The sequence below is a fragment of the Flavobacterium sp. 9AF genome (assembly GCF_902506265.1).
In the GTDB taxonomy this organism is placed as follows: domain Bacteria; phylum Bacteroidota; class Bacteroidia; order Flavobacteriales; family Flavobacteriaceae; genus Flavobacterium.
This window is the reverse complement of the sequence record NZ_LR733556.1, coordinates 1,285,408-1,301,226: the sequence shown is the minus strand read 5'-3', so window position 1 is coordinate 1,301,226 and position 15,819 is coordinate 1,285,408. Positions and strand designations below refer to the sequence as shown.

Below are 15,819 nucleotides of genomic sequence, written 5' to 3'. Positions count from 1 at the left end.
TAATTATTAATTCGGAGCAAAGATATAAATTTTTTGACTTGACAAAATATTTTTTGACTTTTTTTTTAAAATTTTTTTTTCTTCACTCTTGTATTCATTATCAGCAAATTACGTGCCAAAAAAATAGAATGTTTTTTATCTTTTCTTTTTGGTTTTCTTTGTACCTCTTTTTGGGTGAACTAATTCCATTTCTTTTATCAAATTATCCGCATTGGCATACTTATCAATGATGAATAAAACATAACGAATATCTACCATAATATTTCTACAAATTTCTGGATCGTAATGAATATCGCTCATGGTTCCTTCCCATACACGATCAAAATTTAAACCGATAAGATTTCCTTCAGCATCAATGGCCGGACTACCCGAGTTTCCTCCAGTCGTGTGATTTGTTCCTAGAAAGCATACTGGCATTTTACCATCTTCACCATATTGACCATAATCCTTGTTTTTATACAATTGAATTAATTTGGTAGGAACATCAAATTCATAATCACCAGGAATATATTTTTCCATGATTCCTTCTAAATGAGTAACAGGTTCATAATAAACAGCATCATTTGGATGATATCCTTTTACTTTTCCGTAAGTGATACGTAAGGTGCTATTGGCATCTGGAAAATATCTAGCATCTGGAAAAAGTTCTAGTTGCGCTTTCATATATTCTCTTTGTAAACCATTAATTTTTAAATTCAATTCATTATATATAGTGGTTACTTTGTCATTGTAATTATCGGTTAATAATTTGACTAATTCATAGCCACTATCTTTGTTTAAATCTTTTATGGCAGATTTGGCATCCCCTTTTAGCAATTCTTTTACACCTTCAAAAGAGGTTAATTTTGATTTTTTATAAATGTCTGAAGCTAATTTGCTTAGGTCTTCTTTTTTTAATGATGGTGGAGAATAAGGTGATTTGGTAATGTATAAATTCATTAACTGTTCAAAAACACGTTCATCTACTGTTGGGTTAAAGTCTTTATATAATTCTTCAAATCGCTTTATTAAATTATTTTTTCTATCATTAAATGATTGTTCTCCTTTCGAATTGTAAATTTGTTCTAATTGATACAATTGGTTACCAAAACTTAATAATTCTGTATTTCTTAAAACCACTTCATTAAAATAATCTCTAGCTAATGCATATTCTGTAATTTCGGCATAACTCTCTTGAAAATCTTTTAATAAGGAACCGTATTCTTTTGTTTTACCCGATTTTTCAACTTTTTTAGAGAATTCTTTCTCAAAATCTTTTTTAATTTGAATAGCGTTTGATTTTTCAAGACCTTGTTTTTCTCCAATCCATTTTTTCCAATAATTGGCTACACTAGCATATTTTGATGCGTATTGTATTTTAATAGCTTTGTCTTTTCTCATAAAGTCATCTTGTACTTTTAGGGCTGCGTCTCTAATTTCAATTTTTGCAGGATTTAAAGTGTTTACAATTTGTTCTACTGCAAATGAAGGAAGATATTCTTGTGTTCTTCCAGGGAAACCAAATACCATAGTAAAATCTTCTTCGCTAATTCCGTCTAAAGAAACGGGTAAATAATGCTTAGGAGTATAAGGTACATTGTCTTGTGAATATTCTGCAGGCTTATTATCTCTATTAGCATAAATTCTAAATAAAGAAAAATCTCCTGTGTGTCTAGGCCAAACCCAATTGTCGGTATCGGAACCAAATTTTCCAATAGAGCTCGGTGGAGCACCTACTAAACGAATGTCTTTAAACGTTTCAGTAACAAAGAGGATGTATTGATTTCCTTCATAAAACGTTCTAATTTTTGTATCCTGCCAAGATTCTCTTTTAAAATCATTTTGAACCTTAGAAATATTCTCCTGAATTTTTTGTTGTTTAGCTGCTTCTGTTGGTAAACTGCTAACTCCTTCTAAAACTTGATCGGTAACATCATTTATACTAACAATTAAAGTAGCTACCATACCTGGATTAGGTAATTCGGCATAAATATCTCTTGCCCAAAAACCGTCTTGTAGATAATCATGTTCTACAGAAGAATGGCTTTGAATAGCATCATAACCGCAATGATGATTAGTTAAAATTAAACCTTTGTTAGATATAATTTCAGATGTACATCCGCCATTAAAATGAACAATTGCATCTTTTAAACTCGATTTATTAACACTATAAATGTCTTCAGCTTTCATTTTCATACCAAGATTTTTCATCTCAGTTTCATTCATTCCTTTTAATAAAGAAGGAATCCACATACCTCCTTGTTGAGAGAAAATAGGAATTGTAAATAATAGGATCAGTAATTTTAAAAATTTCATAATTGTTTTATTTTTAATAGCTCGCAATTTACATATTTTTTATTTTTCTTAAAAATTACGATCATTGATTTGTAATTGATGTGAAAGTTAAATGGTTGTAAAGAAAAATTATTGGGTTATATGATTTAAAATAGTTTGCGTAGCTCCAGTATTCATTTGAACAAATGTGCTACAAATATGTCCTTTTTCGTAGCGCTCATCTTCATTTTGAAGTAGTAAGTCGAAAGTGTTTTTCAAACTATTGTAATCTGAAATAGTAAGGCAGCCTTCTAAATTAACCAGAGCTGTGGCTTCAGCAAAATGAGAATAATTAGGACCAATTACTATTGGTACACCAAAAGTAGCAGGCTCTAAAATATTATGTACACCTGGATTTCCAAAACCACCACCTACATAAGCAATATCTGCATAGGAATAAATTTTTGTTAGAATGCCAATCGTGTCTATGATGAAAACTTGGTAATCGGTTAACTTAGAATGCGTTTCTTTTTCTGAAAAAAGAACCGTCTTTTTTTGAATTTGATTTTTAAGTGTTAAAATTTGTTCTGGTTTAATATTATGTGGTGCAATAATAAATTTTACATTTTCACGACTTTGATTGATGTACTTAACTAACAATTCTTCGTCCTTAGGCCACGAACTTCCAATAACAATTACTGTTGCTTTATTATTTCGAGCAGAGTCAAGAAAGACAAATGAATCCATAAAATCCAACAAATTATCTCTATTTAAAATAGCTACAACTCTATCAAAACGGGTGTCTCCTGAAATGGTTACATTGGAAAAACCAATATTTTGTATTAATATTTTAGATTTTTCATTTTGAACAAAAAAATGGTTAAAACTGTGAAGCGCTTTGCGATAGAAACCACCATACCATTTAAAAAAAGCCTGTTTTTCTCTAAATATACCTGAAATTAAATACGTTTTTATTTCCTTTTGTTGTAACTGTTTTAAATAATTTGGCCAAAATTCATACTTGATAAAAAAGACCATTTCCGGATGAACCAAATTGATAAAATCAATAGCGTTTTTTTGCGTATCCAAAGGTAAATAAAGAGTAATATGTGAAATGGTGTTGTTTTTTCTTACTTCGTAACCAGATGGAGAAAAAAAGGTAAGTAGCAATTTATGATTAGGATAGACTTTTTTTATGGCTTCCATTACTGGTAATCCTTGCTCGTATTCACCTAAAGAAGCAGCGTGAAACCAAATTACGCTATCGGTTTTTTGTATGCTTTGTTTTAAAGTAGAAAATACATTTTTTCGCCCAGAAACAAATAATTTCATTTTTGGGCTAAAAAGAGCTAAGATTCTTAATAAAAAACCGGTAAAAAGGACTAATAGATTATATAAAAAAAACATGTTTGCAAATTTAACTGCTAAAATACGTTTCTTTTTGGTTAACCGAAAAAGTAGCATATAATTTCTTATTTTTGTGCAACCAAATTTAGTCTGATGAAAAAATTACAAATGGTTGACTTAAAAAGTCAATACGAAAAAATAAAAACAGAAGTTGACGCTTCTATTCAAGAAGTTTTAGATACAAATACTTATATTAATGGACCTTTGGTTCACCAATTTCAAGCCGATTTAGAAAAATATTTAGGAGTAAAGCATGTGATTCCTTGTGCTAATGGTACAGATGCTTTGCAAATTGCCATGATGGGATTGGATTTGAAACCTGGTGATGAAGTAATTACAGCTGATTTTACCTTTGCCGCTACTGTAGAAGTGATTGCTTTATTACAATTAACTCCTGTTTTAGTAGATGTAGATATGGATACTATGAATATTTCTATCGAAGGAATTAAAAAAGCCATCACATCCAAAACAAAGGCGATTGTTCCTGTACATTTATTTGGGCGTGCTGCAAATATGGATGCCATTATGGAAATTGCAAATGAACATAATTTATATGTAATTGAAGATAATGCACAAGCTATAGGAGCTAATTATACCAATTCAAAAGGTGAAAAAACGAAGGTAGGAGCAATAGGACATGTAGCTGCAACATCCTTTTTTCCTTCTAAAAATTTAGGTTGTTATGGAGATGGTGGTGCTATTTTTACAAATGATGACGCATTAGCACACACACTGAGAGGAATTGTAAATCATGGTATGTATGAAAGATACCATCATGATGTAGTAGGAGTAAATTCTCGTTTAGACAGTATTCAGGCAGGAGTTTTAAAATCAAAACTACCACATTTAGACGCTTATAATGCAGCTAGAAGATTAGCCGCAAAAAAATATAACGAAGCATTAAGTGTTCATCCAAGTTTAATTGTACCGCAATTTGATTGGAATGGAGATGACCATGTATTTCATCAATATGTCGTTCGTTTAACAAATGGGAAAAGAGATGCTTTACTAACGCACTTACAAAGCAAACAAATTCCTTGTGCGATATATTATCCAATTCCTTTACACAAGCAAAAAGCATATGCTGATGCAAGATATAATGAATCTGATTTTCCTATCACAAATCAATTATGTGAGGAAGTTTTTGCTTTGCCAATGCATACCGAATTGGATGATGAACAAATTAAGTTTATTACGGATGCCGTTTTAGAATTTATAATATAGTTGTTGAATATGGGTTGATAGTTGATGGTATTCGTCTAACAACCAATGTCCAACAACCAACAACTAAAAAAAATGAAGATATTAGTTACAGGAGGTTTAGGTTTTATAGGTTCTCATACAGTAGTTGAATTACAAAATGAAGGTTTTGATGTTGTTGTAGTTGATAATTTATCAAATTCTTCGGAAAAAGTTTTAGATGGCATTGTTGCAATTACAGGAAAAAAGCCCATTTTTGAAAAAATTGATTTAAGAGAAAAAGAATCTGTTCAGGGATTGTTCAATAAATATCAAGATATTTCAGGAGTAATTCATTTTGCGGCATCTAAAGCAGTTGGAGAGAGTGTTGAAAATCCGCTTCTTTATTATGAAAATAACATCAATGCTTTAATATATTTATTGCAAGAATTGCAAAAAATACCTAAAGCGCATTTTATTTTTAGCTCTTCTTGTACGGTATATGGTCAAGCAGAAAAAATGCCAATAACTGAAAATGCACCTGTTCAAAAGGCACTTTCTCCTTATGGAAATACCAAACAAATTGGGGAAGAAATTATTCAGGATGTAACCAAGGTTTCTGCTATAGATGCTATTTTATTACGTTATTTTAATCCTATTGGTGCGCATTCTTCTGCTTTTATAGGAGAATTACCATTAGGAGTACCCCAAAATTTAGTCCCTTTTATAACACAAACGGCAATAGGTGTTAGAGAGCAGCTATCAGTTTTTGGAGATGATTACCCTACTTCAGATGGAACCGCAATTAGAGATTATATTCATGTGATTGATTTGGCACAAGCACATGTAGTGGCTTTAAAACGATTGATAGAAAGCAAAAATGCTGAAAAAGTGGAAATATTTAATATTGGAACAGGAAAAGGAAGTTCTGTTTTAGAAGTGATTACAGCTTTTGAAAAGGTATCGGGGAAAAAGTTAAATTACAAAATTGTAGGTAGAAGGGAAGGAGATATTACAACAGCTTATGCCAATACAGATAAAGCCAATTCTGTTTTAGGATGGAAAGCAAAATTAACATTAGAAGAAGCCTTAGCAAGTGCTTGGAAATGGGAGCAAAAGATTAAGAGATAGTTCTTAGTTTTTGAATATATTATAAAAGCATCATTTTTGTTAAAAAATGATGCTTTTTTTTTGTTTTAAGAGGTAACAAATTCAATTCTAAGTTGATATAAATACATATTAACAAATAAAATTTTTTATCATGAAAACAAAAAAAGTAACATTTGGAAAAAGTTTAGAAAACTTAACAAAGTACCAATTTGATTTTTTACAAAACATTAAAGGAGGTGATATTCCAGTAGTAGTACATCTTCCTACTAGAGCTCATCCAGATTGTTTAGATGGGTATGTTTGGAGTACAACTTTAAATAGATGTGTTAAAATTGGAGAAATTGCTTTAGACCCAATTAGAAAAGAATAAAGCTGCTGTAGAGGTTGTAAATATTGCAACCTCTTTTTTAAATTTTTAAAATAAATGTGCCATGTTTATCTTCCATTCCTTAGTCTTAAAAATAGCCAGTCGTTGCAATTTAAATTGTTCATATTGTTTCATGTATAATTTAGGAGACGATTCTTTTAAAAAACAGCCCAAATTTATTAGTGAAGATACTATTGTGAATGTTGTTGAAAAAACAAAAAATTATATTATAAAGAACCAACTAAAAACGTTCAATTTTTTATTTCATGGTGGAGAACCCTTATTATTGGGAAAAAATAAATTCAGAGAAATTGTTTTGAAAATTAAAGATTTAGAAAATGAAGTAAAAAACTTGCAAATTTCATTTAACATACAAACTAATGGTGTTTTGTTAGACGAAGAGTGGTGTCAACTACTTTATGAAAATCAGGTTGAAATCGGTATTAGTATAGATAGCACACAAGCGTCTCATGATAAATATCGAGTAGATCATAAAGGTCAAGGCAGTTATGAAGCAGTAAAAAGCGCTATACAATTGGTGAAAAGAAAAACCAAAAGAGCAGATGTTATTACCGTAATGGATGTTGAGGAAAATCCTTTGTTTGTTTATGAAAGTTTAAAAAAAATGAATATCGATTCTGTGAATTTTTTAATCAAAGATTTTACACATAATAATTTTCCTTTTAAGAAAGATAAAAAGTATAACCAACCTTATGCGAACTTTCTAATCGAATTGTTTGATATATGGTTTGAGGATAAAGAAAAATTTGATATCCCAATTTTTGTAGGATATATCAATGTGATATTAGGTTTTGCAAATTTTGACGATTTGAATTCTAATGAATTAAAGTCTTTAATTATTGAAACTAATGGTGAAATTGAACCTATTGATTCTTTAAAAGCATGTGGACAAGAATTTACAAAAACGAATAAAAATATTAAAGATAATGATTTAGAAGCTATTTTCGAGTCATCATTAGGAAGTTTATATTTTAATGAAAGTATGCAGGTTTGTTCCCAATGTAAAGATTGTCCTATTTTTGAAATTTGTTTAGGAGGAAGATTGGTACATCGCTTTGATAAGAAAAACGGTTTTGACAATCCTTCTGTATATTGTGAAGATATGGTGAAGTTTATTTGCCATATACAAAATAGATTATTAGATGTTTTTCCAGATATTGATAAAACAGAAATAGAGCGTTTAAATTATAATGATATTATTGCTTATAACCATTTAAATGCTAAAAAAAAGTTAGACAATGAAAATTTAAAAAAATATAAAGAAACAATCTAGTTTGTAGTGAAAAATTATTTAATACAATCAATGATAGTAGGGATAAACTAGTTCTATATAAAAATTTAAGCCCCAAAATATTTTTTTGAAGCTTAATTTTTTTGGTCATTTTGAAAATTATTTTTCTACTTCTTCGTGAATTTCTTCTTTCACTTTTTCAACACCCTCTTCAATATCTTTTCCTACTTCTGTAGCTGTTGAATCTATTGCTTCTACAGTGTTTTCTGTGGCTGTTTGAATATCCTCTCCTATAGCTTCAGTTGTATCTTCTACTTTGTCTTGTGTAGATTCTTTACATGAAACCACTAGTAAAATTGCTACACATGCGCATGTTAAAAATAATTTTTTCATTTTGTTTGTTTTAAATATTATCCTTTCAAATGTAACTAAAATTTAAATCTTTAGCAAGAAATTTGGATCAGGGCAATTGGACATATAAAAAGACAGGTCTTTACTACTGCAAACTCCAGGATAATCTCCTTTTTTTTCTTCCATATTTCGGATGATTTGAAAATGCAAATGCGGTGCATAATCTCCATTAATTGGTGGTGCCCCAAGTGTAGCAATGCAGTCTCCTTTTTTTACGGTTTGACCAATACTTTTGTCGTCAAGACTTTCTAAGCTAAGATGACCGTATAAGGTATAAAAAGTTATTCCTTCAATTTGATGTTTCAAAATAATAGTGGGTCCGTAATCTCCTAATGCGGTATTGTTTTGAAAACTATGTATCGTTCCATCCAAAGCGGCTAAAACAGTTGTTCCTGCTTTAATCCATAAATCCAAACCAATATGAATATTGCGTTCCTCTGTAACAGCATCATTAAAAACGGTGCTTCTTTTATAAAGATTGCGTGTTTCTAAATAACCTCCATAAGCGACTTTGGCTTTGTTTTTGGCTAAATGATTTTCAATGTATTCTTCAAAAGCAGCTGCATCTTTTAGTACTGAGGGAGTTAAATCATTATTAGATGCAGCTAGTTGAATAGGTGCATATAAAGAATAGTCAATGGAAGCATCAATTACTTTGACATCTTGTACGTTTTTTAAAATCTCTAAAAAATGGGTCATATTAATTATTTCAAAGGTACTACAATTGCGTTTTTTGGTTTACTAAAAAGACTATCGTTTGTTTTTAAAAAAGTTATATTTGATAAAGTAGCCGTACCAATTTTTTCTCCAAACCCCGTTTCATTGGTCCACATATGATACGTCCAATCTTTAGCAAAAGGAATACCGTCTACTTCTGAAAAATTAGTATACTTTACTGCATGAGGTTCTTTTTCAGCGGCTTCTTTTCCTTTGCCAAAACTTACAATATAAGCAGCTCCTATTAAATAATTAGCATCGTCTTTATAAACGATATACCAATCATCTGGAGCGTCACCAATATTTGCCTCAAAAGATAATTTTCCTGTATGTGCAGTAGTTTCATAAAACGGTTTGTCTTGAAAGTTGGACCAAATAGTGCCGTTGTCATTTAACTTATAGGGAATAGTTACAAAATAAGGCCAAGTAAAAATGTCGAAACGGTCTTTTGGAAGATTGGCATCTTGTTTATTAGTAAACACATCCTTGCCATCGTAAATAACAATTTCTCCATTGGTTCTTTCCATCTTTATTTTGCTTCCAGATACCGTTTGCGTAAATCTTGCAGCTAAATACTCTTTACCTCCAAACTGAACTATTAAATCGTAACCTACCACTTCGTGACTCATAAAAGCGCTCTTTTTGTGTGTAATTTCAATTCCTTTAGTGAATTCAGGAATTTCTTTAATAGCCTCTTCTGATACTTGAGATATTGCTGTTTTTACTTCCTCTTTTTTAGTGTTTTCCTGACAAGAAAAGAAGAATAAGCTTAAAATAGTGCCAGAAAATAGGGTTTTATTTTTCATTTTATATTGTTTTTTTAATACCTTATAAAAGTAATAATCAGAAAGTGAAATGTAGTATAACTGTTTTGTTTTGACCTTTTATTAACAGACTTATGTTAGGTAACTAACTCATTGTACAATTTATCAAATGTGAGGTCTAAATTAGCGCTAAATCCAGCATGAGGTCGAGAGGTTTGTATGCTGGAACTTTTAACAGCACTAATCCATCTGAATCGTTCCTCTTTTTCAAATTGAGCTACAGGACCACCTTCTTTTTTGCCTTCGCAAATAGTTACCAAAGCTTCTAAATTAATATGTAATTGTTCCAAGTCAAATTTGGGACAAAAAGCAATTATTTTTTCCTTTGGAATTTGATATTGAATGCGCAGGTATTTTTGACGTTTACAAAATAGCATCAAACCTACATTGATAAATTCTTCGCGCTCTACTCTTGGTACAACACGAATTATCGTATAATCATATAAGTGTTTTTCGTGCATCTTGAGCTTGTTTTAAAAATAATTCTGCATGCTGTAAACGAATCGTCAAAAACTGAAAATAAACGTCTTTTATTTCATAAGGTGTAATCAATTGGTCTTCCCATTGTAACCAATCTTCTGGAATTTGATTTACAATTTCTTTTAAAATATCGGAATTTAAAGTATTGGCACAAAAAATATGTGCTGCCTCTAATTCTGTGGCTTTGGGTAACAAAACGTGATCTTTAATGAGAGCAAAAGGGGTTTTTGCAGTGGTTTCCCAATGGGTCCAAGAATGATGAAAATAAAAAGATGCTCCATGATCAATGAGCCAAAGTTCTTTTTTCCAAAGGAGTAGATTTGTGTTTTTGAAGGTACGATCTACATTGGTAATAAAAGCATCCAACCAAACAATTTTTGATGCCAATAAAGCTTCACAATCGTTTGCTGCTGCGTCATAGGTTAAAGCACCTGATAAAAAATGCAACCCTAAATTTAATCCTTGACTAAATTTTAATAAATCTTGAATTTCTTCATCGGCTTCTGTTCTTCCAAAAGCTTCATCTAAATTCGCAAAAACCAATTCCGGAACGGGTAAACCGAGAACTTTTGCAATTTGGCCACCCAAAAATTCAGCGATTAATGCCTTTACTCCATGTCCTGCACCTCTAAATTTTAATACATATTTAAAATCATCATCAGCTTCAGCTAAAGCAGGTAAAGAACCTCCTTCTCGAAGCGGAGTAATGTATCGCGTAACATTTACAGTTCGTAACTTTAAATTCATTACTAAAAAACTTTTAAACAAAGGTAGCTAAAAAAAAACTCCGATATTTTATCGGAGTTTTTTAGTTTTATATTTTAAGCCGAATAAGTAACTGCTTCTTTATTGATTTTATTGACTAAACCAACCAGTACTTTTCCTGGACCTACTTCAGTAAAACAAGTAGCACCATCCGCAATCATTTGATTAACAGATTGTGTCCATTTTACTGGAGCAGTCAATTGGATGATTAAATTTTTCTTTATTTCTTCCGGATCTGAAACGGCATTAGCGGTTACATTTTGATATACTGGACAAACAGGTTTTGAAAAAGTAGTTGCTTCAATTGCTGCAGCTAACTCTTCTCTTGCAGGTTCCATCATAGGAGAATGGAAAGCACCTCCAACAGGTAAAATTAATGCTCTTTTTGCACCCGCTTCTTTCATTTTTTCACAGGCCATTTCAACAGCTTTGTATTCTCCAGAAATGACTAACTGCCCAGGACAGTTGTAATTTGCAGCAACAACCACCCCATCAACACTAGCGCAAATATCTTCTACTATTTTATCTTCTAAATTTAAAACAGCAGCCATAGTGGAAGGTGTTATTTCACAGGCTTTTTGCATAGCTTGTGCTCTTTGAGATACTAATTTTAAACCATCTTCAAAAGATAAAGCACCATTAGCCACTAATGCAGAAAATTCACCTAAAGAATGTCCGGCAACCATTTCTGGTTTGAAATCTTCTAAAGTTTTTGCTAAAATTACAGAATGTAAGAAAACTGCTGGTTGCGTTACTTTGGTTTCTTTCAGTTGATCTGCTGTTCCTTCAAACATGATATCGGTAATTCTAAAACCTAAAATTTCATTCGCTTTTTCAAATAATTCTTTGGCTACTGCCGAATTTTCATATAAGTCTTTTCCCATTCCTGTGAATTGGGCTCCTTGACCTGGAAATACGTATGCTTTCATTTGTTTCGTTTAGTTTTTAATGCGTTATGTTTTTTATGTATTCATAATCGGTAACAAAAATAGACTTTTTTAAGCATAAAAAAACCTTACAAATCCTAAAATCTGTAAGGCTTATTTTTTTTGAAAGTTTAAGTTAGGCTTTAGCCAATTGTAATTCGATGATTAGTTTAACTTCTTCGCCTACTAATACACCACCTGTTTCTAATGCTGCATTCCAGTTTAATCCCCAATCTTTTCGGTTGATTTTACCTTCAATGTTTAAACCTACTTTTGTATTTCCCCAAGGATCTTGCATTAATCCACTAAATTCAACTGGTAACTTCACTTCTTTGGATGTTCCTTTAATCGTTAAAACACCAGTTAATTCATAATTATGATCGGATATTTTAGAAAAAGAGTTGCTTGTAAACGTTAAATTTGGGAAGTTTTCAGCATTAAAAAAATCACCGCTTTTTAGGTGGTTATCTCTATCTGTATTACTAGTATTAATAGAGTTGATTGCTGCTGAGAAAGAAATTTTAGCCGTTGAAAAATCATTTTCTTCAGTTTCAATTACGCCTTCATAAGAGTCAAATTTCCCTGAAACATTTGTAAACATCATGTGTTTTACTTTAAAACCTATTTCTGAGTGTGTGGAATCTATTGTCCATTTTGTAGTTGCCATATTTTTTATTTTAAATTATGTTTTTAATTACACTACAAATTTACAATCAGATGGTTAGAGTGTCACTTAACCTAGATTAAGAAGTAACTCAAATGTTTATTTTTTTTACTTTTTCTTTTAATTCGTTATCCAAATCAGTATTGGTAATTACTCCTTTATCAGTATCAAAATTATCATTAAAACTAGGTAATGAAAAAGTAGCTTCAATAACGCCTTCATGTCTTGGAAATCTTCCTTCAGCAATTTCTAAAACAGAACTACCGCCACGAGCTCCTGGAGAAGTTGCTAAAAGGAATATACTTTTCCCTTGAAATAGTTTTACATTAATGCGAGACATCCAATCGAAAAGACTTTTGAAAGCGGCTGTATAATTTCCATTATGTTCTGCCATAGAAATAACGAGTAAATCGGCTTCTGCAATTTTGTTTAAAAAATCGTGAACCGCTTGAGGAAAACCTTCTTCTTTTTCAATGTCTATGGAATAGGTTGGTACAGGAAAATCATTTAAATCTAAAACTTCTGTTGTAGCCTTGGTAAAAAGACCCGCAGCATAAGTAGCTAATTGTTTATTAATTGATTTTTTACTATTTGATGCACCAAAAGCAATAATTTTTTTTGTCATTATTTATTTGTTTTTATAATAGGTTAATGCTCCTGAAGGACATTTCTCAACAGTTGCAATAATTTTTTCAGTAGTTGAATTTTTTGGTTTAATCCAAGGTTTTTCTTTAGGTTTAAAAACATCAGGATTATTTCGTACGCAATTTCCAGAATGAATGCACTTTCCAGATTGCCACACTATGCTTACTTCACCATTTGTGTATTCTTTTGTAATGTCTTTAGGGTTCATATACTGTGATTTAGTTTGTTAAAAATACAATTAAATTGTGGTTTCGATTACGACTTTGTTTTTCAAAATTTTAGAGACTGGACATTTTTCTGCGATTAGTAATAGTCGGTTTTTAATATCTTCATCAATATTTTCTGAAAAAGTAATGGTACGTGATATTGTTGTTGTTAATTCGGGAGTGTTTTCCTGATATAAATTTAAGGAAATATTTATTTCTGGAATATTCCAGCCTTTTCTATCGATATACATTCGTAAAGTAGACAAAGTGCAACCTGCTAAAGAGGCTAAAAGTGTGGTGTAAGGATCTGGACCTAAATCTTTACCTTCAATACTTTCAGGTTCATCCATTATAAATGTACCATTTCGCCATGAAATGGTACATTTGTATTTTTGTAAACCGATATGTCCTAATACATCATTTTCTAATAATTTTCCATGATTACAATACATCTTGATATTCTGGTGTTTTTTCAAAAAATTTTTTCGCAAAAGGACACAAAGGAATAATTTTTAAGTTTTTCTCATGAGCAAAAGCAACCGCTTGAGCGACCATTTGTTTTCCAAAGCCTTTACCATTATATGCTTCATTTACTTCGGTGTGATCGATGATTATTTTGTCACTACCAGCATAAACAAAAGTCATTTTTGCTGCTAATTTTCCGTCTACTTCAATGAAGAAGTAACCGTTTTTGTCGTTGGTTTCTAATTGGACTGTTGGTGTCATAATTTGTATTATTAATGTTCCATTGGAATTTCCATTACTAAAAATTTAGCTGCAGTTACGGCTTTAATTTCAAGTGTATTGGTATTCCAAATTCCGATAGCATCTCTAGTATTTAGCTTTTCACCATTTACTTCAATCTCTCCTTCAATTGTCATGATATAAAAACCATTACCTTCTTTTTTTAGAGCCAATTGTTTGGTAACATCTTGCTCAAAATCACTTAAATAAAACCACGCGCCTTGATGAATCCAAACGCCTTCATCTTCTGGATTAGGAGACAATATTTGAGCGAAGTTATTTTTTTGTAACGATTGATCTAATGTTATTTGTTGGTAACGAGGTGTTACATTTTCTTTGTTAGGAAATAACCAAATTTGGAATAATTTTGTTTGTTGGTCCGCATTAGGATTAAATTCGCTATGTCTGATGCCACTTCCTGCACTCATTACTTGAACGTCACCTGTTTTAATCGTAGCGGCATTTCCCATACTATCTTTATGTGCCAAATCGCCTTCTAAAGGAATAGTAATAATTTCCATATTATCGTGGGGGTGCGTTCCAAAACCCATTCCAGCGGCTATGGTATCATCATTTAATACACGTAATGCTCCAAAATGTACGCGTTCTGGATTGTACCAATTTGCGAAACTAAAACTATGCCATGCATTTAACCAACCATGATTTGCATTTCCTCTGGTGTTTGCTCTATGAATTACTGAATTTTTCATTTGAAAGATTTTTTATTAGGATAAAATGAAACAGTTTGAACAATTTCTTTACTGCTTCATTGTTGATTTTCAACTTATTTGATACAAATTTACGACCCACATACCTCTTTTTTCCTTAACCTAGATTAAGAAAAGAATTATTGTTTTTTTCAGTTCCATTGCTAATTTGAATAGGGACCTCATTGAGTGGTAAACCACCTTTAATTCCAAAATCTAAGGTGCGAATAGGGAACGGAATCACAATCTCATTTTCATCATATGCTTTCTTAATTCTGATGATGGCCTCACTACCTACTTTATTATAAACCGATTGTTCAGGTGTATTTACCCACATGCGAACCGATAAATTGATGGAGCTGTCACCAAATTCGGTAAAAAATACTTTTACTTCATCTTCTTCCGATAAGTCGGGTATATCTTTAACAGCATCATACGTAATTTTTTGAACCTTTTCTAAGTCTTCACCATAAGACACTCCAACAGTTAAATCAAAGCGTCTTTTTTGAATGTGCGAATAATTTTCAATGGGATTTTGAAATACTTCTTTATTAGGAATAATAACCACCTGTCCTTTAAATGTTTCCATAACCGTATCTCTAAGATTCACTTCCTTAATTTTACCCATATAATCTTTCACTTCAACAATATCGCCTACCCGTAAAGGTTTTCGAAAAGAAATAAAAACACCCGACATAAAATTAGCTGCGATATCTTGGAAGGCAAAAGCCAATGCTAAACCTAAAATACCAGCACCTGCTAAAATAGAAGTCACCGCTTTGTCGAGTTTTAAAATACTCAATACGGTAAAAATTACGATGCCTATAATAGTTAAATAGGCTATAGAACTAAATAAGTTATTTAAAGTGATGTTTTTAGAAATTTTAGCAAAAAGTTTGTGGGCAATTTTACGAATGAATTTTGCTATGAATAAACCTAAAACTAAAACGACAGCCGCTAAAAAGATATTTGGTAATAGTTTTATTAGACTTTCTAGCCAATAGGTTAATTTTTCAGAAATTAATTCAGAAAATTTATTAATTTCTATTTTCGAAAAAGTACTGGTTAAGAAATGAGATTTTATTGTCATAGCTCAATTTTATTAAATAATTAGGTTCCAAAAATCATTTTTGGGGTTAAAAATCATCCCAATATCTATATA

At 31.2% G+C, this 15,819-nt stretch carries 19 protein-coding genes; 4 read left to right on the top strand and 15 right to left on the bottom strand.

Going from position 1 to position 15,819, the window contains the following annotated elements; translation table 11 throughout:
- Positions 1–135 precede the first annotated feature (135 nt).
- Both HALO113_RS06225 and HALO113_RS06220 read right to left on the bottom strand, forming a co-directional pair.
- A complete protein-coding gene (locus HALO113_RS06225) occupies positions 136–2,295 on the bottom strand; it encodes a S46 family peptidase (RefSeq protein WP_159778203.1) in 2,160 nt (719 codons plus the stop codon).
- Positions 2,296–2,403: 108 nt separating this feature from the next.
- Positions 2,404–3,660 (bottom strand): 3-deoxy-D-manno-octulosonic acid transferase, encoded by a 1,257-nt coding sequence (locus HALO113_RS06220; RefSeq protein WP_159778202.1) that lies wholly within the window; start codon positions 3,658–3,660, stop codon positions 2,404–2,406.
- Positions 3,661–3,753: 93 nt separating this feature from the next.
- Here HALO113_RS06220 and HALO113_RS06215 point away from each other — a divergent pair, with 93 nt between their 5' ends.
- The 4 genes from HALO113_RS06215 to HALO113_RS06200 all read left to right on the top strand — a co-directional run bounded on the left by HALO113_RS06215 (position 3,754) and on the right by HALO113_RS06200 (position 7,610).
- A complete protein-coding gene (locus HALO113_RS06215; RefSeq protein WP_159778201.1) occupies positions 3,754–4,884 on the top strand; it encodes a DegT/DnrJ/EryC1/StrS aminotransferase family protein in 1,131 nt (376 codons plus the stop codon).
- 72 nt (positions 4,885–4,956) lie between these two features.
- Positions 4,957–5,970: a UDP-glucose 4-epimerase GalE gene (galE, locus tag HALO113_RS06210; protein WP_159778200.1), complete on the top strand. Its 1,014-nt coding sequence runs from the start codon at positions 4,957–4,959 to the stop codon at positions 5,968–5,970.
- A gap of 130 nt (positions 5,971–6,100) precedes the next feature.
- Positions 6,101–6,319: a hypothetical protein gene (locus HALO113_RS06205; RefSeq protein ID WP_159778199.1), complete on the top strand. Its 219-nt coding sequence runs from the start codon at positions 6,101–6,103 to the stop codon at positions 6,317–6,319.
- A gap of 61 nt (positions 6,320–6,380) precedes the next feature.
- Positions 6,381–7,610: a radical SAM protein gene (locus HALO113_RS06200; RefSeq protein ID WP_255477868.1), complete on the top strand. Its 1,230-nt coding sequence runs from the start codon at positions 6,381–6,383 to the stop codon at positions 7,608–7,610.
- Positions 7,611–7,727: 117 nt separating this feature from the next.
- On the opposite strand, the gene HALO113_RS06195 is transcribed toward HALO113_RS06200, so the two are convergent.
- The 13 genes from HALO113_RS06195 to HALO113_RS06135 all read right to left on the bottom strand — a co-directional run bounded on the left by HALO113_RS06195 (position 7,728) and on the right by HALO113_RS06135 (position 15,747).
- Positions 7,728–7,961, bottom strand: a complete 234-nt coding sequence (locus tag HALO113_RS06195) for a hypothetical protein (protein ID WP_159778197.1) — start codon at positions 7,959–7,961, stop codon at positions 7,728–7,730.
- Between the two features lie 42 nt (positions 7,962–8,003).
- Positions 8,004–8,678, bottom strand: a complete 675-nt coding sequence (locus HALO113_RS06190; RefSeq protein ID WP_159778196.1) for a peptidoglycan DD-metalloendopeptidase family protein — start codon at positions 8,676–8,678, stop codon at positions 8,004–8,006.
- A gap of 5 nt (positions 8,679–8,683) precedes the next feature.
- The gene (locus HALO113_RS06185) at positions 8,684–9,502 is read right to left on the bottom strand and encodes a heat-shock protein Hsp90 (RefSeq protein ID WP_159778195.1); all 819 of its coding nucleotides are present in this window, start codon (positions 9,500–9,502) and stop codon (positions 8,684–8,686) included.
- 95 nt (positions 9,503–9,597) lie between these two features.
- The gene (locus HALO113_RS06180) at positions 9,598–9,981 is read right to left on the bottom strand and encodes a DUF3037 domain-containing protein (protein WP_159778194.1); all 384 of its coding nucleotides are present in this window, start codon (positions 9,979–9,981) and stop codon (positions 9,598–9,600) included.
- On the bottom strand, positions 9,959–10,747 hold the full coding sequence (locus HALO113_RS06175; RefSeq protein WP_159778193.1) for a HipA family kinase: 789 nt from the start codon (positions 10,745–10,747) through the stop codon (positions 9,959–9,961). The genes HALO113_RS06180 and HALO113_RS06175 overlap by 23 nt, the downstream gene beginning before the upstream one ends.
- Positions 10,748–10,821: 74 nt before the next feature.
- Positions 10,822–11,694 carry an ACP S-malonyltransferase gene (fabD, locus tag HALO113_RS06170; RefSeq protein ID WP_159778192.1) on the bottom strand — a complete coding sequence of 291 codons (873 nt, stop codon included), beginning with the start codon at positions 11,692–11,694 and terminating at the stop codon, positions 10,822–10,824.
- Positions 11,695–11,827: 133 nt separating this feature from the next.
- Positions 11,828–12,358 carry a YceI family protein gene (locus tag HALO113_RS06165; RefSeq protein WP_159778191.1) on the bottom strand — a complete coding sequence of 177 codons (531 nt, stop codon included), beginning with the start codon at positions 12,356–12,358 and terminating at the stop codon, positions 11,828–11,830.
- 88 nt (positions 12,359–12,446) lie between these two features.
- A complete protein-coding gene (locus HALO113_RS06160; RefSeq protein WP_159778190.1) occupies positions 12,447–12,980 on the bottom strand; it encodes an NADPH-dependent FMN reductase in 534 nt (177 codons plus the stop codon).
- Between the two features lie 3 nt (positions 12,981–12,983).
- Positions 12,984–13,208 (bottom strand): (4Fe-4S)-binding protein, encoded by a 225-nt coding sequence (locus HALO113_RS06155; protein ID WP_159778189.1) that lies wholly within the window; start codon positions 13,206–13,208, stop codon positions 12,984–12,986.
- A gap of 30 nt (positions 13,209–13,238) precedes the next feature.
- Positions 13,239–13,658 carry an OsmC family protein gene (locus HALO113_RS06150; protein ID WP_159778188.1) on the bottom strand — a complete coding sequence of 140 codons (420 nt, stop codon included), beginning with the start codon at positions 13,656–13,658 and terminating at the stop codon, positions 13,239–13,241.
- Positions 13,648–13,932, bottom strand: coding sequence for a GNAT family N-acetyltransferase (locus HALO113_RS06145; RefSeq protein WP_159778187.1), 285 nt, complete (start codon positions 13,930–13,932; stop codon positions 13,648–13,650). The genes HALO113_RS06150 and HALO113_RS06145 overlap by 11 nt, the downstream gene beginning before the upstream one ends.
- 11 nt (positions 13,933–13,943) lie before the next feature.
- Positions 13,944–14,660, bottom strand: a complete 717-nt coding sequence (locus HALO113_RS06140; protein WP_159778186.1) for a pirin family protein — start codon at positions 14,658–14,660, stop codon at positions 13,944–13,946.
- Positions 14,661–14,775: 115 nt separating this feature from the next.
- A complete protein-coding gene (locus HALO113_RS06135; RefSeq protein WP_159778185.1) occupies positions 14,776–15,747 on the bottom strand; it encodes a mechanosensitive ion channel family protein in 972 nt (323 codons plus the stop codon).
- Positions 15,748–15,819: the final 72 nt, after the last annotated feature.

What these genes read in the sequence shown, in the direction of transcription:
- HALO113_RS06225 (WP_159778203.1), bottom strand. Translation starts at nt 2,295, where the DNA reads ATGAAATTTTTAAAATTACTGATCCTATTATTTACAATTCCTATTTTC.
- HALO113_RS06220 (WP_159778202.1), bottom strand. Translation starts at nt 3,660, where the DNA reads ATGTTTTTTTTATATAATCTATTAGTCCTTTTTACCGGTTTTTTATTA.
- HALO113_RS06215 (WP_159778201.1), top strand. Translation starts at nt 3,754, where the DNA reads ATGAAAAAATTACAAATGGTTGACTTAAAAAGTCAATACGAAAAAATA.
- galE (WP_159778200.1), top strand. Translation starts at nt 4,957, where the DNA reads ATGAAGATATTAGTTACAGGAGGTTTAGGTTTTATAGGTTCTCATACA.
- HALO113_RS06205 (WP_159778199.1), top strand. Translation starts at nt 6,101, where the DNA reads ATGAAAACAAAAAAAGTAACATTTGGAAAAAGTTTAGAAAACTTAACA.
- HALO113_RS06200 (WP_255477868.1), top strand. Translation starts at nt 6,381, where the DNA reads ATGTTTATCTTCCATTCCTTAGTCTTAAAAATAGCCAGTCGTTGCAAT.
- HALO113_RS06195 (WP_159778197.1), bottom strand. Translation starts at nt 7,961, where the DNA reads ATGAAAAAATTATTTTTAACATGCGCATGTGTAGCAATTTTACTAGTG.
- HALO113_RS06190 (WP_159778196.1), bottom strand. Translation starts at nt 8,678, where the DNA reads ATGACCCATTTTTTAGAGATTTTAAAAAACGTACAAGATGTCAAAGTA.
- HALO113_RS06185 (WP_159778195.1), bottom strand. Translation starts at nt 9,502, where the DNA reads ATGAAAAATAAAACCCTATTTTCTGGCACTATTTTAAGCTTATTCTTC.
- HALO113_RS06180 (WP_159778194.1), bottom strand. Translation starts at nt 9,981, where the DNA reads ATGCACGAAAAACACTTATATGATTATACGATAATTCGTGTTGTACCA.
- HALO113_RS06175 (WP_159778193.1), bottom strand. Translation starts at nt 10,747, where the DNA reads ATGAATTTAAAGTTACGAACTGTAAATGTTACGCGATACATTACTCCG.
- fabD (WP_159778192.1), bottom strand. Translation starts at nt 11,694, where the DNA reads ATGAAAGCATACGTATTTCCAGGTCAAGGAGCCCAATTCACAGGAATG.
- HALO113_RS06165 (WP_159778191.1), bottom strand. Translation starts at nt 12,358, where the DNA reads ATGGCAACTACAAAATGGACAATAGATTCCACACACTCAGAAATAGGT.
- HALO113_RS06160 (WP_159778190.1), bottom strand. Translation starts at nt 12,980, where the DNA reads ATGACAAAAAAAATTATTGCTTTTGGTGCATCAAATAGTAAAAAATCA.
- HALO113_RS06155 (WP_159778189.1), bottom strand. Translation starts at nt 13,208, where the DNA reads ATGAACCCTAAAGACATTACAAAAGAATACACAAATGGTGAAGTAAGC.
- HALO113_RS06150 (WP_159778188.1), bottom strand. Translation starts at nt 13,658, where the DNA reads ATGTATTGTAATCATGGAAAATTATTAGAAAATGATGTATTAGGACAT.
- HALO113_RS06145 (WP_159778187.1), bottom strand. Translation starts at nt 13,932, where the DNA reads ATGACACCAACAGTCCAATTAGAAACCAACGACAAAAACGGTTACTTC.
- HALO113_RS06140 (WP_159778186.1), bottom strand. Translation starts at nt 14,660, where the DNA reads ATGAAAAATTCAGTAATTCATAGAGCAAACACCAGAGGAAATGCAAAT.
- HALO113_RS06135 (WP_159778185.1), bottom strand. Translation starts at nt 15,747, where the DNA reads ATGACAATAAAATCTCATTTCTTAACCAGTACTTTTTCGAAAATAGAA.